Below are 20718 nucleotides of genomic sequence, written 5' to 3'. Positions count from 1 at the left end.
CAAACAGATACGCCGCCGCCCGCTACCTTTCGACCTGCATCGCTCGATCTTGCGAGCGCGGCGGAATAGTGCCAAGCAGGGCTTTGAGCGAAGGAATTTCTTTGCCAAAGGTACTGGCGTAATATAGCGTGCTGCTCAACACGTTTTTTACGTACTCGCGCGTTTCATTAAGGGGAATGTTTTCCACATAAACCGCGCCTTCCATCGGTACATCCATGCTCCATTGGCGAGCGCGCGTAGGCCCCGCGTTATAGGCGGCTGTAGCAAGCACCAGCTGACCGCCGCAAATGTCCAGTATGTGTTTCAGGTAATACGTGCCCAGATTAAGGTTGGTATCCAAGTCGTCAACCCGCGAGCGATGGAAGCCCTTTTCACCGATGCGCGCAGCGACCCATCGCGCGGTTGCCGGCATGAGCTGCATCAGCCCGATCGCGCCAGCGTTAGAACGCGCCGTGATGGAGAACCGGCTTTCCTGGCGGATGATGCCATACAGCCACGCTTCGTCGAGATTAGACTGGTGCACATACTCCTGCATCAGATTTCGGTATGGAGCAAGATAGCGCATGCTGAAATCATGCAGCTGCACCGTTCTATTGGCAGTGAAAATAGCGCGTTCGTACAGCTCGTTGCGCCTTGCCACTTCCGCAGCGGCAAGCAGCTGCTTGTCATCGAAGTCGCGGATATCCCATTCCCATTCCAGATTCCCTTCATAACGCAAACCCAGCCGATACAAGGCCAGTGCGCGCTGTATGCCGGGCAGTTGCTCCACCGCGGAAACTTCCGCTTCGCTGGGCCGGTACGCAATAGTGGGCGCCCGGTATTCATTTCCCAGCTCCTCGGCTGCCAATTGCCCGTAATAATGGTGCTCGCTGCTCAGCGACTGAAAAATCGCGTCTGCTTCAATATTTTTTCCCAGAGCTCTAAGCGCGCGCGCCTCCCAGTAACGCCAGTTCGGTTGGCGGCGTTCCAGCGGTGACAGGGCATCGATGCTTGCGAGCAGCGTGTCCCACCTCTGTGTCAGCAGTGCCGCGCGCGCTTTCCAGGCAAGCTGCTGATCGTTAAGCAGCCCGGCCCGAACTTCGCCGTACAAAGAAAGCGCATCGGGATCGTGCTTTTGGGCTGCGTTGCAAGCAATCTGCGCCCAGGCATAATCTCGCTCTTGCTCGTTGAGCCGGTCTTCAAGCTTTTGCAGGTAACCTGCCGCTTGCTGTGGATCGCTGCGCGCTAAGCGATATAAGGCAAACAGCCTGAGTTCACGTCCCGCGCGCGTTTTCAGGTCATCGTCGGGTCTTGCCAGATAACGCTCAGGCTTGTCGGCGATGCTTTTGATGAGCCGAAGATTGGGCGCTTCTTTCACCGGTAAGTACTGGATGATGCGCTTTGCAGCAGCGAGGTCGCCCGCTTCCAACGCGAGACGCAGGCGTTGCCATACGTCTTCCGGTCCAAGCACCTTACGCTTGAACATGGTTTCGAATAATGGATAGCAGCTGTCCGGCTGAATTTGCGCTGAAAACCACAACGCCCGCGCCTCAAGGAGGGCGGTACCGTCGTCATTACGCTCCCGCCCCTGCAACGCATAACAGGTCAGCTCTACGCTTTCGTTGAGGAGCAGAGGAAATTCTGCGCTAAACAAATTCCACTCGTCCTTTTTGGCGAGTACTTTGAGCCATTCTCCACGTAAACGGTCGGCAAGCAATGTGTCGTCGTAGCGCAGGATAAACGCACTGACGGTCTCGGGGGTAGCACTCTCAAGCCGGGCGCGCATTTGCCAGTAAGCGACATAAGGCTCGAGAACGTAGTCTTGCAGACGTTTGGCGTAGGCGTCGAGGCGGCCGATATTTCCCGCCACATACGCTTCGCGCGCGGCCAAGAAATCCTCTCCCTGGTCCGCGTGCACCGGCAGGACAGACCAAAAAATAATGCAAAGCGCGAACAAAGACTTTTGCATTCCTGCTATATTCCGCGTATCAGCCAACTGGAGGCCTAAGGATACCACAGCCTCGCCTTTCTAACAGCAGGATTGCGTCGTGCGTTAAATGGATACTGCTCAACTCAAAGTCTGGCGCAAGCAACTGCGCGCCGAACTAATTGCAAAGCGCCTCGCAGTTGCTGCTGAGGATCGGCGCTCGTGGAACGAAGCCATCAACAGCCACTTGCAGCGCGCATTTCCCAATTTGGCGCACGGCGTGATCGCATTCTGCTGGCCGCACCAAAATGAATTTGACGCGCGCTTCCTGATGCGCGAGATGCGAAATCGCGGTGCTGTAACCGCCTTGCCGGTGGTCTTGGCTCCAAAAACGCCGATGATTTTTCGCGAATGGCACCCCGGCGTCCCCATGGCCAGGGGTGTCTACGACATTCCCTACCCCGCGCAATCGCAAGAATTGACGCCTGATACCATACTGGTACCAATGAACGGGTATGACGAGCAGGGCCATCGCCTCGGCTACGGCGGAGGTTATTTCGACCGAACCCTGGCCAGTCTGAAAAATCGCCCTTGCGTCATCGGGATCGCGTATGAGCTGGCTAGAGTCACAACTATCGAGCCGCAGCCCTACGATGTTCCGATGGATTATATCGTCACCGAGCGCGGAGTCTACCGGCGACGCGACGGAAAAATCGAATTGCTCGCCAGAAATGGACCAGAATCAGAGCCCGGGCAATACAGCTCGCCGGCGTGTTACGTTCACGAGTTTGCCGACGATTATTTCGGAGGCAAACAAGACTAAACCGGTTATTTAGCCCAAGAACAGCTTGTACGCCGGGTTGCGTGATTCGTCCCAATATGCGTAGCCAAGCTTGCCGAGAAATCTGCGGAATTCCGCCATCTCTTGCGGGGGTACCTGCATTCCCACCAGCACGCGCCCGTAATCGGCGCCATGGTTGCGGTAATGAAAAAGGCTGATGTTCCAGTCGGAACGCATGCTGTTCAGGAACTTCATCAGCGCGCCGGGCCGTTCCGGAAATTCAAAGCGGTAAAGCAGCTCGTTGTCGGCAAGCAGCGCGTGGCCGCCCACGAGATGGCGAACATGGAGTTTGGCCATTTCGTTGTCGGAAAAATCCAGAGTGCGCAGGTGATGGCGCTCCAGCAGGGTAACCAGTTTCGCGGTTTCTTCGCTGTCATGCACCTGAATGCCGACAAAAATGTGTGCTTCCTCTGGGTCAGCGATACGGTAGTTGAACTCAGTGATGTTGCGTTTGCCCAGCAGCGAACAGAATTGCTTGAAACTGCCGGGATGCTCGGGAATGGTCACGGCAAGAATTGCTTCTCGCTTTTCTCCAAGCTCTGCGTTTTCCGCAACAAACCGCAGTCGGTCGAAATTCATGTTGGCTCCGCAAGCGACCGCAATCAGGGTTTTGTCTTTCAGCTTTCTCCGATCGGCGTACGCTTTGGCGCCGGCAATCGCCAGCGCGCCCGCGGGTTCTAGTATGCTGCGGGTGTCCTCGAACACGTCCTTGATTGCCGCGCAAACAGCGTCAGTATCCACCAGCACCATGTTATCAACGTATTTTCGGCACAGGCGGAAGGTTTCGCTGCCTACTTCCTTGACCGCGACACCATCCGCGAACAAACCCACTTGACTGAGTTTCACACGCCGGCCGGCCTTCAACGAGCGCGTCATCGCGTCCGCATCCACCGGCTGTACGCCGATAATTTTGATTTCCGGGCGCAATCGTTTCACATACGCCGCGATTCCTGAAATCAGGCCTCCGCCGCCCACCGCGACAAAAATTGCGTAGATCGGGCGCGTCCATTGACGCAAAATTTCCATGCCGATCGTGCCCTGCCCGGCGATTACGTCTGGATCATCGTAGGGGTGAACAAACGTAAGCTTGCGCGCGCGCTCCAGCTGGCGCGCGTGAAAATAGGCCTCATCATAGGAATCGCCGTGCAAAACCACCTCGGCGCCGCGCGCCGCCACCGCCTGTACCTTGATCTGGGGCGTAGTCGCCGGCATGACGATGATCGCTTTGCAGCCGAGCTTTTGCGCTGCAAGCGCCACGCCTTGCGCGTGGTTGCCTGCGGAGGCCGCAATTACACCGCGCTTCAGCGCTGCTTTGGGAAGCTGCGCCATTTTGTTGTAGGCACCGCGCAGCTTGAATGAAAATACCTGCTGTACATCTTCGCGCTTGAGCAGCAGGCGGTTGTGCATTCGCCGCGAAAGATTGGGCGCGAGTTCAAGGGGGGTTTCCTGCGCTACTTCATAGACGCGGGATGCGAGAATTTTTTCCAGATAATCTTTTTGCATCGTGGTTAAACTAATCGGCAAAGCGAAAGGGTATCAGGATTGACGAAAAACAAGAAGTGGGCGCCGGTGTTATCGGTGCGCCAATTGTGGAATGCAGCGCTTATGGGTATTCTAAGCAAAGGGTGTACTAGGGACCTGCTACATGACCCAGGATGAATTAAAGCTGGCTGCAGCGCGCGCCGCTATTCAATATGTGCCCGATGGTTGCACCGTTGGCGTTGGCAGCGGCTCGACCACAAACTACTTCATTGCCGAGCTCGCCAAGATCAAGCACAAGCTCGAAGGCGCGGTCGCGAGTTCCGTGGCTACTGCACAGAAATTGAAAGGCCTCGGCATTCCGGTGCTGGATTTGAACAGTGTGAATGAGCTGGCGGTTTATGTGGATGGAGCAGATGAGATCACCCGGCATCTGCATATGATAAAAGGAGGGGGCGGCGCGTTGACGCGCGAAAAAATCGTCGCCGCGACGGCACGTAAATTCGTATGCATTGCTGACCAAAGCAAATTGGTTGACGTGCTCGGTAAGTTTCCGTTGCCGGTCGAAGTAATACCGATGGCGCGAGGCTATGTAGCGCGCGAGCTGGTTAAACTCGGCGGATTTCCCGAACTACGCATCGGCTTCACGACCGACAACGGCAATATCCTTCTTGACGTGCGCGGCATGCAGATTCTCAACCCGCTCGATTTGGAGGCCAATCTCAATCAGATAACGGGCATGGTGTGCAACGGCATTTTCGCCAAGCGGCCCGCTGATGTTCTGCTGCTAGGCAGCGCAGACGGGGTTAAAACCTATACCTGAACAGCTTACTTACTTCGACCTGGGGGCACATAACCGGCGGCGACGTCGGCACCGGTCCCGAAGAAATGTTTCTCCATTTGCTCCGCGAGATATTTTCTGGCGTTAGGATCAGCCAAGTTCAGCCGGTTCTCGTTGACCAGCATTTTTTGGTGTTCGAGCCAGACCTTCCACGCCTCTTTCGATACGTTCTCAAAAATACGCTTTCCCAGCTCCCCGGGATAGGGTAGATAGTCCAGACCCTCGGCCTCGCGTCCCAGCTTGACGCACTTCACCGTTCTCGCCATTTTAGTCCCCGCGGCTGTTGACTATTTTTGAATCCGGCAGGACATTTTCGTCCATCACAAAGTTGGAGTGCGGCATCTCAAGAAAATATCCCTGTACCATGTCCACGCCAAAGTCTTTCAATATTTCCAGGGTCTTAAGATCCTCCACGGATTCAGCTACCGTGGTCTTATGCATGCCGCGTGCCACATCGACGATGGCCTTGACAAATACCTGGTTGTCTTGATCATCGGGCAAACTCCGTACAAAAAGGCCATCTATTTTCACAATATCGACGTCCAAATGCCTGAGGTACGCAAACGAAGAGAAACCGCTTCCGAAATCATCCAGGCAGACCAAACAGCCGGTTTGATGCAGGGCTTTGGTGAAGCGCTGCGCTTCGTGCAGATCTGCCACCGCGGACGCCTCGGTTATCTCCATCATCAGCCGACTTGGGTCGACATCCAAACTGCGCAATGTACTCTCGATGTAAAGCGGCAAATCCGGGTCAGCGAGCGACCGTCCCGATACGTTCACTGCGATCGCGGGAACTGCCGGGGAACTTGCGAGCAGTGTAATGATTTTATTGATTACCCAACGGTCAATTTCCAGGATCAGATCGGTTTTTTCCGCTAGCGGAATGAATGCCGCGGGCATGATTACGCCGCCGGTCTCGTCCTTCATTCGCAACAGTGTCTCAATATGTGAACGCCCGCCGTCCGCGGCGCGAAATACCCCCTGAAAATCGAAGTACATTTGGTCGTTGTGCAAAGCGTCAGCAATGCGCTCATTCCAGGCAACGCGCGACAGCATTTGCCGCGAGCTGTCGCTGTCGGGACGGTACACGCGCCAGGCGTTTCTGCCGGCCTCTTTGGCGAGGTACATTGCCGCATCGGCACGCGCCACAAGTTCCTCTGCGTTCGCGGAATGATCGGGAAACATCGCTATGCCCAGACTGGTGCTTAGGCGCAAGATATGACCTTCGTATTGCAGCCGGATATTCGATATGGAACGCACGATCCGTTCAGCCACGACGCGCAGCTCGTCTTCTACTACATCCGGGACCAAAATCGCAAATTCATCGCCTCCCAAACGGCTGAAGATTTCATTGCGTCGTACTTGCGCATTGACTTCACCGGCAACGCGGATAAGTATCGCATCCCCGGCGCGATGGCCGTACGCATCGTTTATTTGCTTGAATTCATCAAGGTCAAAAAACAGCAGTCCCAAGGCGGAACCTCGACGTTCCGCTTCTGCGACCATGCGCCCCAGTTCTTGCTGGAAACGGTGGCGGTTATACAAGCCGGTGAGCGCGTCGCGCTCTGCAAGATAGATCAACTGCTCCGCGTTACGCCGCTCCTGCGTTATGTCCTTATAAACCCACAGCCTGCCTATAACCTGCCCATTATCTCCGCGTGTTAGATAGGTCGATTCCAGCAGCATACGCCCGTCGGCCAGCGTAAATTCATATTCCTTGGTATTTTCATCGGTTGCAACCACCTGCAGCACATGCTGCGCATATTCTTGCGGACGGGCCACCTGCTTGGTCACTACGGCCAGCAAATTCTCGGTATTCATTCCCTGCAAATGAATGTCCGGGGTGAAACCCCACACGCGCATCAATGTCGGGTTGCAGTAAACCACCCCGTCCGTGCCGAGAAACAGGATGCCCATGTCCATCGCCGTAAGCAGAGAAATTAGACGGGACCGTTCTTCCTGCGCGTGCACGAAATCCAGGCGTTCACTGCCTTGCGCACGTTCCAGCCGCCTTATCGTCGCCTGCAAGTTGAACTCTTCATCCTTGCGCTCGGTGATATCGCGAATGCTGCAACGAACCCCTAGATATTCATTTCGGTTGCCGTAAACCGGTTGCCAGGTGGCCGCCGCCCAGAAACTCGATCCGTTTTTGCGCCGTACGCGGAATTCAATGCCGCTGCCTCTCGTGCGCTGGGCAAGCTGCAATGATAATTCACGCGAACGCTGGCTGTCTTCCGGCTCGATTATCGCTGCAGGAAAATCCTTCATTTCGAGACATTCAGTCGGAGAATAACCGGTCAGACGCTGCACCGAAGGGTTCACCCAGATCACTTTGCCCGCGGGATCGGCCCACATCTCCCAGTCATGACTGTAATCGGCAATGGCGCGAAATTTTGCTTCACCCTCGCGCAAGGTCTTAACCTGATTCTGCACTGCTTCGGCCATGGTGTTGAACGTGGTGGTGAGTTTGCCCACTTCATCGGCGGAATCCACCGCCACGCGCACCGCGTAATTTCCGCTTGCCATGGCCTTACCGGCCTCTGCAAGCTCTCCCAAATGCCGGGCCAGCCAGTATCCCAGCGCCAGAAACAACAGCAAGGACAAAGCGACCTCGCCCCCGGCGATCACCAGGCTCTCCCAGAACAGCCTGTGCTTTGCCACATCCAGGAATGCGGTGGACACGCCCATTCGCAAATTGCCGTAAGTTTTGCCGTCACGCTCTATTGGAAACCAGGTATCGTAAACCTCGGGCGGGTCGGCTGCGGACACGGGGTGCCCTTCCGCAACGAGCAACTTGCCTTTGTTGTCATACAGGAGCGCGAATCTGAGCCCTTGTTCGGCTTGGGCGCTGCCGAGAATCTGTTTGATCAAGATCTCATCGCCTTGAGCAATTGGCGTGGCAAGAGACGCACTGAGTATCGGCGCAAGCAGCTTCATGCGCTCTTTTACCTGCTCGTCCAGTGCGCTATCGATCAGCAGGATACTGTTGGCAACCAGCAGCGACAGCATCAAGGCCTCCACCAGCACGCTGATCAACACCAGCTTCACGCGCAGCGATTTAGTTTGCAAAAACCAGTTCACGATTTACAGCTTTCCTGTTCAGCCAACAGCCGTCATTATTTTTAAAGTCTCCTTACCAATACCTTGGAGCGGCGTTGGTAATTGTAAAGCAGCTGCTTCTGCTCCGGCAGCTGCTCAATTGTCCCTTCTTTAAACCCGCGCTCGATAAACCAATGTGCCGCGCGTGTGGTCAGCACGAACAGCCTGCGCATGCCGGCGTCGACTGCTTGTTTCTCAATGCACTTGAGCAGAGCGTCGCCGTAGCTCCGCTTGCGGTAATTCTCATGTACCACCAGGCAAGCCAGCTCGCCGGCGTTATCGCGCGGAAAAGGATATAGTGCGGCGCAACCGACAATCACGCCGTCGTGCTCGATAAGGCTGAAGCGGCTCATTTCCATTTCCAGCAGCTCGCGCGGGCGCCGCACCAGCATGCCTTCATTTTCAAGCGGCTCGATCAGCGCCAGTATGCCGCCGGCATCTTCGATTTGCGCCTGGCGCAGCTTTTGCAATGCGGCCGGTGCCACCATGCTGCCTATTCCCTCGTGGGTAAACAGTTCCAGCAGCAAGGCACCGTCAACATGGCGCGACAGCAGGTGCGCGCGCGCGACGCCTTCGCGGCAGGCGTGCACTGCACGCGGCAGATACAGCCTCGCATCGCCCGATAATCTTGTCTGTTTGGACAATAATTTCTCTGCTTCCGGAACGGTAAGTTCTTTCAGCAGCCTTCCGGAAGCGTCGGTGACGCCATCCTCTTCCGTCAGAAATATCAGTTTGTCTGCGCACAGCGCGGTGGCCGCAGATGTCGCGACGTCTTCCAGAGCGAGATTGAAAATCTCGCCGGTCGGCGAATAACCCAGCGGTGAAAGCAACGCAATTTCCCCCTCACCCAGGCGTTTCTGTATTGCGGCAGCATCAATCTTCCGCACCTCCCCGGTATGCTGCAGATCCACGCCTTCAATCACGCCCATGGGTCTGGCAATCACAAAGTTGCCGCTGGCGACGCGGATTTGAGCACCCGCCATGGGTGAATCGGGCAATCCGGTGGACAGCAGCGCCTCTATTTCCACGCGGATACGGCCGACCGCCTCTTTGGCGCATTGCAGAGCCGTATTGTCGGTAACGCGCAGACCTTTGACGTATCGGCTCGCATGATCCAGTGCCTTGAGCCTCTCTTCGATTTGAAGACGCGCGCCGTGCACCAGCACCAAGCGTATCCCGAGGCTGTGCAATAAATTGAAATCATGCGTCAGCGCGATAAATCCGCCATCGCTTACCACCTCGCCGCCGAAGGCAATAACGAAAGTGCGTCCGCGGAACGCATGTATGTAGGGGGCAACCGAACGCAGCCATTGCACGAAGGCTATGGCATCGGTGGGAGTCGTGTTGCGCATGATTAAACGGGGGAAGGATGATACGACCGAATGTTTTGCCTTGCGTAGCATCATAATCGATAAGTACTTCCAGGAAAAGCCAGCGAACCTCTGTTTAACCCCCACGCGTCCACGGCGGTGTGTAATCCGCGACCGGGCGCGGCAACGCTGTTTGACGGTTGCAAATTGGCGACGGGAAAAAAGCCATGCGGGCCGTCTGAGCTCTTTAGTGTTACAATGCGCGACTTTTGTCAAACCGGAAGCTCGGCATGCCTCGCGCAATTCGCAACATCGCCATTATTGCCCACGTGGATCACGGCAAGACCACGCTGGTGGACAAGCTGCTCCACCAGGCGGGGACATTCGCCGCCCATCAGCAGGTGGCTGAGCGGGTCATGGACAGCAATGATTTGGAGCGAGAGCGCGGCATCACCATTCTCGCGAAGAACACGGCAGTCAATTACCAAGGCACGCACATCAACATCGTTGACACGCCGGGTCATGCTGATTTCGGTGGCGAAGTTGAGCGCGTGCTGTCAATGGTGGATGGCGCGCTGCTCCTGGTCGATGCGGTTGAAGGGCCCATGCCCCAGACTCGTTTTGTGACGCGCAAAGCGCTGGCCCAGGGTTTGAAATTTATTGTGGTTGTAAACAAGATGGATCGCCCCGGCGCCCGCCCGGACTGGGTCGTGAACCACACTTTTGAGTTATTCGACAAACTGGGCGCCTCCGAAGAGCAACTGGATTTTCCGGTCATCTATGCCTCCGCGCTCAATGGTTGGGCGGTGCTCGATCTTGCGGACGCGCAGAGCAGTGGAGCGGGTGAGGAACAGTCTATGCGGCCGCTGTTCGACGCCATACTCAACCATGTGCCGGCTCCTGCCGGCAATCCGGATGAGCCGCTGCAGCTTCAGATCAGCGCGTTGGATTACTCAAACTTCGTTGGGCGCATCGGCATCGGGCGCATCCGCCGCGGGCGTCTCAAAGCCGCCCAGGACGTCGTTATTCTGAACGGTCGCGACGAACCGAAAAACGCGCGCGTGAATCAAGTGCTGTGCTTCCAGGGCTTGAACCGGGTACCCATGGAGGTCGCCGAAGTTGGCGACATCGTACTGGTGAACGGCATCGAGGAGATCGGCATTGGCACGACCCTCGCCGACCCGGGGCAACCGGACGCTTTGCCGCTGCTGGCAGTGGACGAACCCACGCTCACCATGAATTTTCAAGTCAACACCTCGCCCTATGCCGGACAAGAGGGAAAATTCGTGACCAGCCGTCGACTGCGCGAACGCCTGCATAAGGAAGTGCTGACCAACGTGGCGCTGCGCATCGAGGAGACTGCGGACACGGATATTTTCCGGGTCTCCGGCAGGGGCGAACTGCATCTCACCATTCTGCTGGAAAATATGCGCCGGGAAGGTTATGAGCTAGCGGTGTCCCGCCCGCGGGTTGTAATTCGGGAAATCAACGGCGAGAAATGTGAACCGTTTGAAATGCTCACCGTCGACTTGGAAGAAGGCCATCAGGGCGCGGTTATGGAAGCTTTGGGCGAGAGGCGCGGCGAGCTTCAGGACATGGCGCCTGGCGGCCGGGGCCGCGTGCGGCTCGATTACCGAATCCCGGCGCGAGGGCTGATCGGCTTCCAGTCGGATTTCATGACGTTGACCCGCGGTACCGGGATCTTAAGCCACGTGTTTGATTGCTACGCTCCGATGAAAGCGGAAATCCCCGAACGGCGCAACGGAGTTTTGGTGTCGGCCGAGGACGGCGCCGCGGTCGCCTACGCGCTGTGGAAGCTGCAAGAGCGCGGCCGGATGCTCGTGAACCCCGGCGATCGCGTGTACGAGGGCATGGTGATCGGCATTCACAACCGCGACAACGATCTGATCGTGAATCCGATCAAAACCAAACAGCTCACCAACGTACGCGCCGCCGGAAAGGACGAGGCCATCATGCTCACGCCGCCGATTACGCTTACCTTGGAGCGGGCCGTCGAGTTTATCGCCGACGACGAACTGGTGGAAATTACCCCCAAAACCATCCGCATCCGCAAGCGCCACTTGAACGAACTCGAGCGCAAGCGGGCTGCGCGCGAAGCCGCCTGACAACCCCGGACAACATTTAGACTTTGACCTGCATTCTCGCCGCGATTCCCGCCTTTCCAGGAGCGCAATAAGCGTGTGGCATGGCTCGGCTGCAATGTCCCACGCCTATGTTGCCCTGTTTGTCTAATGTGATGATGCCCATGCCCGCGTGCGGCTCCAGCACCAGTAGCGACAGCACTTCATCCACGGCTTGCTGCGCATTCCTGCCTTGCGCCAGCAAATCGCACACCGATTTGGTCACGAGATACCGCAGTGCCACCTCACCCAGGCCGGTGGCGGATGCCGCCCCGAAAGACGTGGCGTAATTCCCTGCTCCCGGCACAGGAGTGTCCCCGACCCGCCCGGGAAGTTTCAGCGTCAATCCGCCGCTGGATGTCGCGGCAGCAAAACAGCCGCGCCGATCCAAAGCCACTGCGCCCACTGTTCCGCCGCGCAGGCCGGCATAGTGTTTTATCAGCCGCTGCAGGCTGCTTTTACCTTTTGCCGCAGATAGCGCCTGGCATTTCTTCTGCCAAATGGCGCGTTGTTCCCGAGTTACCGGATCAAAGTCGGTAAAACCCATTGCGCGCGCAAAACTGAGCGCCCCTTGGTCAGCCAGCAATACATGATTGGTTTTCTCCATGACCTTGCGTGCGACCCGCACCGGATTCTTTACGCGGCTCAGGCACGTGACGCCGCCCGCGCGCAGCCTGTCGCTTACCATGACGCTTGCGTCCATCTGGGCTTCACCTTGCAGGTTCAGCACCGAGCCTGTGCCGGCGTTGAATACCGGATCGTCCTCCAGCGATTCCACTGCCGCGGTTACCGCATCGAGCGCGGATTTTCCCTGTGCCAGCAAGGTTACTCCGGCTTCCGCCGCCCGCCTCACACCTTGTAGCGCTGATCGTTCATAGTGCGTTCTCCAAGCGCCCGCACCTCCATGAACAACGATGGCGTACATTCAAAAGTCTCCCCATAAGGTCTGGATCGCGGCAAGGGCAGCAAGCCCCGCAGTTTCAGTGCGCAAGACGCGCCTTCCCAATGTGACCGGAATAAAACCGGCGTCACGAGCCGCCCGGCTCTCTTCTGACGTCAAACCGCCCTCCGCGCCTACCAGAACGGTTATCGCGCGATCCTTGAATTCAAGCCGCTTGAATGATGCACCGCCTTCGGGAGAAAGCATTATCCGCAAGCCTTTACCTGGAATAGCGAGAAACTTTTTAAGAGAAATCATTTCTGCAATTTGCGGGATGCGGTTGCGCCCGCATTGCTCGCAAGCGGCGATCGCGACCTTGCGCCAGTGCTGTACGCGCTTTTGTGCGTGCGCAGCGCTGGTGCGTCCCACGCCGCGTTGACTGGCAAGCGGCTGTACCAGGGCCGCGCCCAGTTCCACTGCTTTTTGCACCGTTAAATTCATCTTCTCGGCGGACGACACAGCTTGCGCGAGAAGTATTTGCAATAATGGTTCGCGCTCGATGTTTTGCCAATCTCCGGTTAGCACCGTCACTCCATTTTTGACGATACCGATGATCCGCGCCGGATATTCTCCGCCCATGCCGTTGAACAATACGACTGCGTCGTCCTTCTTAAGGCGCAACGCACTTACTGCGTGGCGCGCAGCCGCGTCATCAAGACAAATTTCGCGACCGGAGGCCAAGTTTTGGGAATGAAAAAGGCGCGCTATAGTCATAAGGGTAAAGAGTTAAATGTCAACCGCATGATAATATAAAGACCGAACAAAGGATCAATGGAGCGAACTATGGTAAGCCTGCAAACCCCGATTTGCGATTTTGGCTGGAAAGCAGTGGATTTCGAACTCCTGGGCGTAGACGGCAAGCGTTACAGCCTGAAAGATGTACGCGGCGAAAAAGGGCTACTGGTGATGTTTATTTGCAACCATTGCCCATACGTAAAGGCGGTGCGCGAGCGCATCGTCCGCGACTGCAAGGAACTTAAGGAACACGGCATAAACAGCATCGCCATCATGTCCAACGACCCGACCGACTATCCGGAGGACTCGTTCGACAATATGGCAAAGGTCGCGCGCCAATTTAATTTCCCCTTCCCTTACGTGCTCGACAAAACACAGGACGTAGCCAAAACCTATGGCGCGGTTTGCACGCCGGATTTTTTCGGCTTCAATACCAAGCTGGAACTGCAATACCGCGGACGTCTGGACGCCTCACGCACCAATGCCGTACCCGATGCTAGGCGCGAACTGTTTGAAGCGATGCTGGGGGTTGCGCGCACCGGTCAGGGACCCCGAGAACAGATTCCCAGCATGGGTTGCTCCATCAAGTGGAAGCATGGAACCGCTGCTTAAGGCGGTCATTCGCGCCGTGCGGGAAGTAGCGCAGGCCGAAATCATGCCGCGTTACCTGCAGGTGGCCCAGCAGCGGAAAGCCGACGGTAGTCTCTACACCGACGCCGATATCGCAGCGCAGGAAGCACTCGCGATCAAGCTTCGTGAAATTCACCCAAGCCCGGTCCTCGCAGAAGAAATGAGTCGCGATCAGCAGGCGGAACAATGGCTGGCAGGAGATTCCGGATTGTGGTGCGTGGACCCGATTGACGGCACATCGAATTTCGTCAGCGGCCTTCCGTATTTTGCGGTTTCAGTGGCGCTGATGAACAAAGGGCGCAGCGTCCTCGGGGTTGTTTACGACCCGGTGTCGCATGAAATGTTTTATGCCGAGAAGGGCGGCGGCGCCTACCTAAACGGTGAGAGGCTGCCCATCAATGAATCGGATAAAGACTTACGTCAGTGCATGGCAAGCGTGGACTTTAAGCGCATCAGCCGCAATCTGGCGCAGGAACTTGCCGGAACGCCGCCTTATTCCTCGCAACGCAATTACGGTGCAAGTACCCTGGAATGGTGCTATGTCGCCGCCGGGCGTTTTGACGTGTATTTGCACGGCGGTCAGAAATTATGGGATTACGCAGCGGGCTCGCTGATACTCGAGGAGGCGGGGGGCATGATGTGCTCGCTAAAAAAGGATGATTTTTGGGCGGACGATTTATGGAAGCGTTCAGTGATCGCGGCGCGCAACCCGGCCTTGTTCAACGCCTGGAAAGACTGGTTGCGCGCGCGCCAAAATAACACCATCGGATAGCGCTGCCGCACCCGCGATTGCTTTGCCGCGCACGAGGATAATTGATAAGCGCGCCGTTTCAGACGCCTGTTTTCGCATTTGTGAAGGTCAGGCGAGACGATTACAATGTAGCTATGACAAGCGTTAACCTGACGAACCACTTTCTGATCGCCATGCCCAACATGGCAGATCCCTATTTTTCCAAAAGCTTGACCTATATCTGTGAGCACAACGAGCAGGGCGCATTAGGCGTGGTGGTCAACCGCCCCATTGATATGACCCTGCAGGCGTTGTTCGAGCAGATCAGCATTCCGCTGGGCGAACCCCGCCTGCGCGGCATTGCCGTGTATTTCGGAGGACCGGTGCAAATCGACCGTGGTTTCGTGTTGCACAAGCCCCTGGGCGAGTGGCAATCCACTCTTGCGGTCAACAAAGAACTCGGACTTACTACGTCCAAGGACATCCTGCAGGCGGTGGGGCGCGGCAATGGGCCGCGACAGATTCTGGTTACTCTGGGATATGCCGGATGGGCGCCGGGGCAGCTGGAGCACGAGCTCGCACAAAACGCGTGGCTTTCGGTGCCTGCGAAGACAAATGTCATTTTCGACTTGGCCGCGGAAGAGCGTCTGGCAGCGGCGATGGATTTGCTGGGTGTGAGCTTCGCCACTCTTTCCGAAGGCGCAGGTCACGCGTAATTCTCAGTAAGGGGTTCATGATTGAACAGCGTGCTCAAGCCTCCGGCTACGTATACCCCCGAAAAACAGGTGTAGTTTTAGCATTCGACTTCGGCACAAAGCGTATCGGCGTTGCGGTAGGCGATCTGGCGCTGCGCATCGCGCATCCGCTGACGACGCTGGAGTCGCCGCAAAATGAAACGCGCTTCCACGCAATTGCTGCGTTGGTTAAGGAATGGCAACCCGTGCTCCTGGTGGTCGGACTCCCGACTCAAATGGACGGCGGCGAGCATGAGATGAGCAGATTGAGCCGCGGCTTCGCGCTGCGACTGGTAAAACGCTTCAAGCTCCCTACGGTATTGGTTGACGAACGCCTGACCTCGCGCGCGGCAGAGCAGTCGCTGGCCGAGAGTGGAGCAGCGCGCAAAAAGGCTTTTATTGACCAGCTGGCGGCGCAACACATTTTGCAGAGCTTTTTCGATGACCCTGAAACTTCCTGACGCGGAACAGCTGGTTTCCGCTCTTGCCTCGCAGATCCGGCAACGAAATGATTCCAATACTGCGCTGATCGGGATACATACTGGCGGCGCCTGGATCGCGCAAAAACTGCAGCAGGAACTGGGGCTCACCACCCCGATCGGGCTGCTCGATATTTCATTTTACCGAGACGACTTTGCGCGCATCGGGCTGCATCCGCAGGTCAAGCCGTCAAGCATTCCGTTCGATGTCGAAGGACGCCGCATTGTTCTCGTGGACGACGTACTCTATACCGGGCGCACGGTGCGCGCCGCCATGAACGAACTGTTCGATTACGGGAGGCCGGCAAGCATTGAGCTTGCTGTGCTGATCGACCGTGGCGGGCGAGAGTTGCCCGTATTTGCGCGCTACGCCGGCGCTACGCTGGAACTCGCCGAAAACCAGAACATAGAACTTAAAAAAGACAAGGAGGGACGGCTCAGCTTACACCTTAACCAGGTCTAGGCCGAACCCACGGCAAGCGCGGGTAGGTCTAAGTCATCGATGGTATAATCCGCTCCGCCTACATGCACAGCAACCCGCAGCTCAATAAGAGGGGTGAACTTCAGCACTTGCTTACTATTGAAGGGCTGCCTGCAACGCTTCTGGTACAGATACTCGATACCGCGCAGTCCTTTATCGGCGTCACCGAGCGTGAAGTCAAGAAACTTCCGCTGCTGCGCGGCAAAGCGATATTCAATCTTTTTTTCGAACCGAGCACCCGCACCCGCACTACTTTCGAAATCGCCGCCAAGCGCCTATCCGCGGACGTCATCAATCTGAATATCAGCACCTCCTCGCAAAGCAAAGGCGAAACTCTGCTCGACACCATCGATAATCTGGAAGCGATGCACGCCGACATGTTCATCGTGCGGCATGCGCAAAGCGGAGCGGCGCACCTAATCGCGCAACACGTGTCGCCGAACGTGCATGTCATCAACGCCGGCGACGGACGACACGCGCACCCCACGCAAGCGCTCTTGGACATGTTCACCATCCGCCACTATAAGCGTGAATTTAATAACCTACGCGTTGCGATCGTGGGCGATATCCTGCATTCGCGTGTGGCGCGCTCGCAAATCCATGCGCTCACCACCCTTGGCGTGCCTGAAGTGAGAGTCATAGCGCCCAAAACGCTGTTGCCTACTGGGGTCGAAAATCTTGGCGTACACGTGTACTACGATATGCGGCGCGGACTTAAAGACGTAGACGTAGTGATGATGTTGCGCCTGCAAAGCGAACGCATGCAGGGTCCGCTACTGCCGAGTGCGCAGGAATTCTTCAAGAACTACGGCTTGAACGCGGATAAGCTCGCAGCCGCCAAGCACAACGCCATCGTGATGCACCCCGGGCCGATGAACCGCGGCGTAGAAATTGATTCCAGCGTGGCCGACGGCCCGCGGTCGGTCATTTTGCCGCAAGTCACGTTTGGCATCGCGGTGCGCATGGCGGTGATGAGCATGCTGGCGGGAAACTGAATGAAGATCCAGATAAAAAACGGTCGCATCATCGACCCCAAGAACGGCACAGATGCGGTGCGGGATTTGTTTATTGCGGCAGGCAAGGTGCTTGCGGTTGGGCGCCAACCGGACGGCTTCCACCCCACTCGTGTCATCGATGCCAGCAATTGCGTCGTTTGTCCCGGTTTGATTGATCTTTCGGCGCGCCTGCGCGAACCCGGTTTCGAATACAAAGCGACGCTGGAATCGGAAATGCTTGCCGCCGTTTCGGGCGGGATTACAAGCCTCGCATGCCCTCCGGATACCGAGCCCCCTCTAGATGAACCGGGGCTGGTGGAAATGCTGAAACACCGTGCAAAAAGTCTAAATCAGGCGCGGGTCTATCCGCTCGGCGCATTGACGCAGGGGCTCGCCGGCGCGCGCATCACTGAAATGGCGGAACTGCGTGACGCCGGCTGTATTGCTTTCTCTCAAGGCAACGCGCCGCTCAGCGATACCAATGTATTGATGCGCGCCATGCAATATGCTTCTACTTTCGGCTATACGGTGTGGTTGCGTCCACAGGACGCCTACCTTGCTCAAGGCGGCGTCGCTCACGATGGGGTGGTGGCTACGCGGCTTGGGCTACCGGGGATACCCAGCTGCGCCGAAACCGTCGCACTTTCCACTATTTTGCAGCTCGCCAAGGAAACCGGAGCGCGCACTCACTTGTGTAGGCTCTCTACCGCTGAAGGCGTGGAGATGGTACGTCACGCCAAAAGCCAGGGTTTGGCGATAACCTGTGACATTGCCGCTACGCATGTTCACCTGACTGAAATGGACTTGGGGTTTTTCGATGCCAACTGCAACCTGATACCGCCGCTACGCGGGCTCCGCGACCGTGATGGACTTCGCATGGGGCTCAAAGACGGCACCATAGACGCTTTGTGCTCGGATCATACCCCCGTGGACGATGATGCCAAGGTACTGCCTTTTGGCGAGGCCGAGAGCGGCGCGACGGGCCTGGAATTACTTTTGCCGCTCACCCTCAAGTGGGCCGCCGAAGCTGAAATTGCATTGTCCGGAGCACTCGCCAGAATTACCCAAATCCCAGCACATATCCTGGGCATCGACGCAGGCCATCTTACTCCCGGGCATGTTGCAGACGTGTGTATATTTAACCCCCAGCAATATTGGAGAGTTGAGGCCATCGCATTGAAAAGCCAAGGGAAAAATACGCCATTCCTCGGGTTGGAGATGCCGGGTCGTGTATGTTATACGCTGGTCGAGGGCCACATCGTCTACGAAAGTTAGCCCACTGGCTGTATAATAACGCCAGAAATTTCAGAATCCCTTTCATTATGAACCCCTTGCTCGACTTTTCTGGGCTGCCGCGCTTTGCAGAAATTACGCCTCAGCTGGTTGCCCCCGCAATCGATGAATTGCTGAAGGAGAACCGCCTGTTGATTCGCCGCTTGCTCAGCGACGGCGCGCCAGCAACCTGGGATGATTTTGTACAACCGCTGGAAGATGCCAGCGAGCATTTGAACCGCGCTTGGGGCCAAGTGGCGCATTTGAACGCGGTGATGAACAGCCCGGAGCTGCGCGAGGCCTACAACGAAAACCTTCCGAATATTACTCAATACCAGTCCGAGCTCGCGCAAAATCAGGGTTTATACGAAAAATTCAAGGCGCTGAGGGCCGGAAGTGAATTTGAGCGTTTGAGCCGCGCACAGCGGCAAATCGTAGAAAACGAATTGCGGGATTTCCGCTTGGGCGGAGCCGAACTGCCAGAAGAAAGGAAAGTGCGTTTCCTGCAAATCCAGGAAGAGCTGGCAAAGATCTACGCCCGGTTCGAAGAGAATCTGCTCGACGCCACGAACGATTTCGCACTGTACGTCAACAGTCGCGACGAGGTTGCGGGTCTGCCTGACGATATTCTCGAGGTGGCCCGGGAAGCAGCGGCCCACGATGGCAGGCCCGGTTGGAAACTCACGCTGCACGCGCCGTCCTGGATACCCGCGATGATGTACGCCGAAAACCGTCCGTTGCGCGAGACGCTTTACCGCGCCTATGTGACGCGCGCCTCCGAGTTTGGAAAACCGGAATGGGATAACACGCCATTGATCCCTGAAATTCTTCGGCTGCGGCAGGAGAAGGCTGTTCTCTTGGGCTATCGTTCCTATGCCGAAGTTTCGCTTATCCGCAAAATGGTGAAATCTCCGCGCGACGTGCTCGATTTTCTTGCAGAGCTCGGGTCAAAGGCGAAGCCTCATGCCGAGCGCGATTACCAGGAGCTCAAACAATTTGCGGGCGACGAGCTCAAAATTAAGGATTTTCAGGCTTGGGATATTGCTTTCGCTTCTGAAAAATTGCGTACGCAGCGCTACGCGTTTTCCGAGCAGGAAGTCAAGCAGTACTTCCCCGAATTTCAAGTAATACAGGGCATGTTCAACCTAGTTGAAGCGCTGTACGGCATTTCCATCAAGCAGGCGCAAGCGCCCGTGTGGCACCCTGACGTGCGTTTTTTCGATATCCGCGATATGGCTGGGAATTTGATCGGTCAGTTTTACGCGGATCTTTACGCGCGGCCTTCAAAACGCAGTGGCGCATGGATGGACGAAGCTATTGCGCGCAGGCGCAAGGAATCCGGCATTCAAATTCCGGTTGCCTATCTGAACTGCAATTTTTCTTCTCCGGTGGGTGGCAACCCCGCGCTTTTCACGCACGATGAAGTCATCACGCTATTTCATGAATTCGGCCACGGACTGCATCATCTGCTCACCAGCGTGGACCAGCTCGGCGTGTCCGGCATCAACGGCGTGGAGTGGGATGCGGTGGAACTGCCCAGCCAGTTCATGGAAAATTTTTGCTGGGAATGGGACGTTCTCAAGCATTTAACTCTTCACCTCGACCGCGCGGAACCAATGCCGCGGTCGTTGTACGACAAAATTCTCGCCGCCAAGAATTTTCAAAGCGGCATGCAGACCGTGCGTCAGCTTGAGTTTGCGCTGTTTGACATGCATCTGCACCACGACTTCGACCCCCAAGGCGACAAGACCATGTTGCAATTGCTGCATGAAATCCGCAGCCAGGTAGCGGTCGTGGTCCCGCCCGAATACAACCGTTTCCCGAACAATTTCTCCCATATCTTCGCCGGCGGCTATGCGGCGGGCTATTACAGCTACAAATGGGCGGAAGTGCTGTCGGCGGATGCCTACAGCTTGTTCGAGGAAAACGGCATTGTCAACCGCGACATTGGGCGGCGGTTCAGAGAGGAAATTCTGAGCGTTGGCGGCAGCCGCCCGGCGCTCGAATCGTTCGTTGCTTTTCGCGGACGCCGACCGCAGATCGATGCGCTGCTGCGTCACAACGGCATGGCGAGCGCTCCGCGCTGAAGCGGAACGTGCTGAAAG

At 56.7% G+C, this 20718-nt stretch carries 18 protein-coding genes; 11 read left to right on the top strand and 7 right to left on the bottom strand.

Annotation, left to right across the window (positions count from 1 at the left end; all coding sequences use genetic code 11):
* Nucleotides 1-22: 22 nt before the first annotated feature.
* Entirely contained in the window at nucleotides 23-1948 is a 1926-nt protein-coding gene (locus VLV32_00455; GenBank protein HUL40372.1) for a transglycosylase SLT domain-containing protein, read from the bottom strand.
* 88 nt (nucleotides 1949-2036) lie between these two features.
* Between VLV32_00455 and VLV32_00450 the strand changes: the two genes are divergently transcribed.
* Nucleotides 2037-2729, top strand: coding sequence for a 5-formyltetrahydrofolate cyclo-ligase (locus VLV32_00450; GenBank protein HUL40371.1), 693 nt, complete (start codon nucleotides 2037-2039; stop codon nucleotides 2727-2729).
* Nucleotides 2730-2738: 9 nt separating this feature from the next.
* On the opposite strand, the gene ilvA is transcribed toward VLV32_00450, so the two are convergent.
* Nucleotides 2739-4250 (bottom strand): threonine ammonia-lyase, biosynthetic, encoded by a 1512-nt coding sequence (gene ilvA, locus VLV32_00445; protein HUL40370.1) that lies wholly within the window; start codon nucleotides 4248-4250, stop codon nucleotides 2739-2741.
* A gap of 142 nt (nucleotides 4251-4392) precedes the next feature.
* Here ilvA and rpiA point away from each other — a divergent pair, with 142 nt between their 5' ends.
* The gene (gene rpiA, locus VLV32_00440; GenBank protein ID HUL40369.1) at nucleotides 4393-5049 is read left to right on the top strand and encodes a ribose-5-phosphate isomerase RpiA; all 657 of its coding nucleotides are present in this window, start codon (nucleotides 4393-4395) and stop codon (nucleotides 5047-5049) included.
* A 5-nt stretch (nucleotides 5050-5054) separates the two neighbouring features.
* On the opposite strand, the gene VLV32_00435 is transcribed toward rpiA, so the two are convergent.
* The 3 genes from VLV32_00435 to argA are packed head-to-tail and all read right to left on the bottom strand — an operon-like array spanning nucleotide 5055 to nucleotide 9518.
* Nucleotides 5055-5333: an oxidative damage protection protein gene (locus tag VLV32_00435; GenBank protein ID HUL40368.1), complete on the bottom strand. Its 279-nt coding sequence runs from the start codon at nucleotides 5331-5333 to the stop codon at nucleotides 5055-5057.
* A 1-nt stretch (nucleotide 5334) separates the two neighbouring features.
* Nucleotides 5335-8148 carry an EAL domain-containing protein gene (locus VLV32_00430; protein ID HUL40367.1) on the bottom strand — a complete coding sequence of 938 codons (2814 nt, stop codon included), beginning with the start codon at nucleotides 8146-8148 and terminating at the stop codon, nucleotides 5335-5337.
* A gap of 41 nt (nucleotides 8149-8189) precedes the next feature.
* Nucleotides 8190-9518, bottom strand: coding sequence for an amino-acid N-acetyltransferase (gene argA / locus VLV32_00425; GenBank protein ID HUL40366.1), 1329 nt, complete (start codon nucleotides 9516-9518; stop codon nucleotides 8190-8192).
* A gap of 248 nt (nucleotides 9519-9766) precedes the next feature.
* Between argA and typA the strand changes: the two genes are divergently transcribed.
* Nucleotides 9767-11602: a translational GTPase TypA gene (typA, locus tag VLV32_00420; GenBank protein HUL40365.1), complete on the top strand. Its 1836-nt coding sequence runs from the start codon at nucleotides 9767-9769 to the stop codon at nucleotides 11600-11602.
* A gap of 16 nt (nucleotides 11603-11618) precedes the next feature.
* Here the strand turns inward: typA and VLV32_00415 are convergent, their stop codons facing one another.
* On the bottom strand, nucleotides 11619-12542 hold the full coding sequence (locus tag VLV32_00415; GenBank protein ID HUL40364.1) for an isoaspartyl peptidase/L-asparaginase family protein: 924 nt from the start codon (nucleotides 12540-12542) through the stop codon (nucleotides 11619-11621).
* On the bottom strand, nucleotides 12543-13271 hold the full coding sequence (locus VLV32_00410; protein HUL40363.1) for a 16S rRNA (uracil(1498)-N(3))-methyltransferase: 729 nt from the start codon (nucleotides 13269-13271) through the stop codon (nucleotides 12543-12545). It abuts the gene before it with no gap.
* Between the two features lie 57 nt (nucleotides 13272-13328).
* Here VLV32_00410 and VLV32_00405 point away from each other — a divergent pair, with 57 nt between their 5' ends.
* From VLV32_00405 to VLV32_00370, 8 genes are all read left to right on the top strand, one after another.
* On the top strand, nucleotides 13329-13904 hold the full coding sequence (locus tag VLV32_00405; GenBank protein HUL40362.1) for a thioredoxin family protein: 576 nt from the start codon (nucleotides 13329-13331) through the stop codon (nucleotides 13902-13904).
* A complete protein-coding gene (locus VLV32_00400) occupies nucleotides 13888-14694 on the top strand; it encodes an inositol monophosphatase family protein (GenBank protein ID HUL40361.1) in 807 nt (268 codons plus the stop codon). Before VLV32_00405 ends, VLV32_00400 begins: the two co-directional genes overlap by 17 nt.
* A 113-nt stretch (nucleotides 14695-14807) precedes the next feature.
* Nucleotides 14808-15368, top strand: coding sequence for a YqgE/AlgH family protein (locus tag VLV32_00395; protein ID HUL40360.1), 561 nt, complete (start codon nucleotides 14808-14810; stop codon nucleotides 15366-15368).
* A 17-nt stretch (nucleotides 15369-15385) separates the two neighbouring features.
* Nucleotides 15386-15847: a Holliday junction resolvase RuvX gene (gene ruvX, locus VLV32_00390; protein ID HUL40359.1), complete on the top strand. Its 462-nt coding sequence runs from the start codon at nucleotides 15386-15388 to the stop codon at nucleotides 15845-15847.
* The gene (gene pyrR / locus VLV32_00385; GenBank protein HUL40358.1) at nucleotides 15828-16328 is read left to right on the top strand and encodes a bifunctional pyr operon transcriptional regulator/uracil phosphoribosyltransferase PyrR; all 501 of its coding nucleotides are present in this window, start codon (nucleotides 15828-15830) and stop codon (nucleotides 16326-16328) included. Before ruvX ends, pyrR begins: the two co-directional genes overlap by 20 nt.
* A 62-nt stretch (nucleotides 16329-16390) precedes the next feature.
* Nucleotides 16391-17341 carry an aspartate carbamoyltransferase catalytic subunit gene (locus VLV32_00380; protein ID HUL40357.1) on the top strand — a complete coding sequence of 317 codons (951 nt, stop codon included), beginning with the start codon at nucleotides 16391-16393 and terminating at the stop codon, nucleotides 17339-17341.
* Complete coding sequence (locus VLV32_00375; GenBank protein HUL40356.1) at nucleotides 17342-18616, top strand: dihydroorotase; 1275 nt, start codon at nucleotides 17342-17344, stop codon at nucleotides 18614-18616.
* A 47-nt stretch (nucleotides 18617-18663) separates the two neighbouring features.
* On the top strand, nucleotides 18664-20700 hold the full coding sequence (locus VLV32_00370; GenBank protein HUL40355.1) for a M3 family metallopeptidase: 2037 nt from the start codon (nucleotides 18664-18666) through the stop codon (nucleotides 20698-20700).
* The last annotated feature ends 18 nt before the right edge of the window (nucleotides 20701-20718 follow it).

The sequence above is a fragment of the Burkholderiales bacterium genome (assembly GCA_035518095.1).
Classification (GTDB): Bacteria; Pseudomonadota; Gammaproteobacteria; order Burkholderiales; family JAHFRG01; genus JAHFRG01.
The sequence above is the reverse complement of the archived record's forward strand: the minus strand, read 5'-3'. Positions and strand labels throughout refer to the sequence as shown.

Bases quoted from the DNA above. Each gene is read 5' to 3' on its own strand.
- VLV32_00395 (HUL40360.1), top strand. From the start codon at position 14,808: ATGACAAGCGTTAACCTGACGAACCACTTTCTGATCGCCATGCCCAAC.
- VLV32_00455 (HUL40372.1), bottom strand. From the start codon at position 1,948: ATGCAAAAGTCTTTGTTCGCGCTTTGCATTATTTTTTGGTCTGTCCTG.
- VLV32_00415 (HUL40364.1), bottom strand. From the start codon at position 12,542: ATGTACGCCATCGTTGTTCATGGAGGTGCGGGCGCTTGGAGAACGCAC.
- VLV32_00400 (HUL40361.1), top strand. From the start codon at position 13,888: ATGGAACCGCTGCTTAAGGCGGTCATTCGCGCCGTGCGGGAAGTAGCG.
- VLV32_00405 (HUL40362.1), top strand. From the start codon at position 13,329: ATGGAGCGAACTATGGTAAGCCTGCAAACCCCGATTTGCGATTTTGGC.
- ruvX (HUL40359.1), top strand. From the start codon at position 15,386: ATGATTGAACAGCGTGCTCAAGCCTCCGGCTACGTATACCCCCGAAAA.
- VLV32_00380 (HUL40357.1), top strand. From the start codon at position 16,391: ATGCACAGCAACCCGCAGCTCAATAAGAGGGGTGAACTTCAGCACTTG.
- VLV32_00435 (HUL40368.1), bottom strand. From the start codon at position 5,333: ATGGCGAGAACGGTGAAGTGCGTCAAGCTGGGACGCGAGGCCGAGGGT.
- ilvA (HUL40370.1), bottom strand. From the start codon at position 4,250: ATGCAAAAAGATTATCTGGAAAAAATTCTCGCATCCCGCGTCTATGAA.
- VLV32_00375 (HUL40356.1), top strand. From the start codon at position 17,342: ATGAAGATCCAGATAAAAAACGGTCGCATCATCGACCCCAAGAACGGC.
- VLV32_00370 (HUL40355.1), top strand. From the start codon at position 18,664: ATGAACCCCTTGCTCGACTTTTCTGGGCTGCCGCGCTTTGCAGAAATT.
- argA (HUL40366.1), bottom strand. From the start codon at position 9,518: ATGCGCAACACGACTCCCACCGATGCCATAGCCTTCGTGCAATGGCTG.
- typA (HUL40365.1), top strand. From the start codon at position 9,767: ATGCCTCGCGCAATTCGCAACATCGCCATTATTGCCCACGTGGATCAC.
- pyrR (HUL40358.1), top strand. From the start codon at position 15,828: ATGACCCTGAAACTTCCTGACGCGGAACAGCTGGTTTCCGCTCTTGCC.
- VLV32_00410 (HUL40363.1), bottom strand. From the start codon at position 13,271: ATGACTATAGCGCGCCTTTTTCATTCCCAAAACTTGGCCTCCGGTCGC.
- rpiA (HUL40369.1), top strand. From the start codon at position 4,393: ATGACCCAGGATGAATTAAAGCTGGCTGCAGCGCGCGCCGCTATTCAA.
- VLV32_00450 (HUL40371.1), top strand. From the start codon at position 2,037: ATGGATACTGCTCAACTCAAAGTCTGGCGCAAGCAACTGCGCGCCGAA.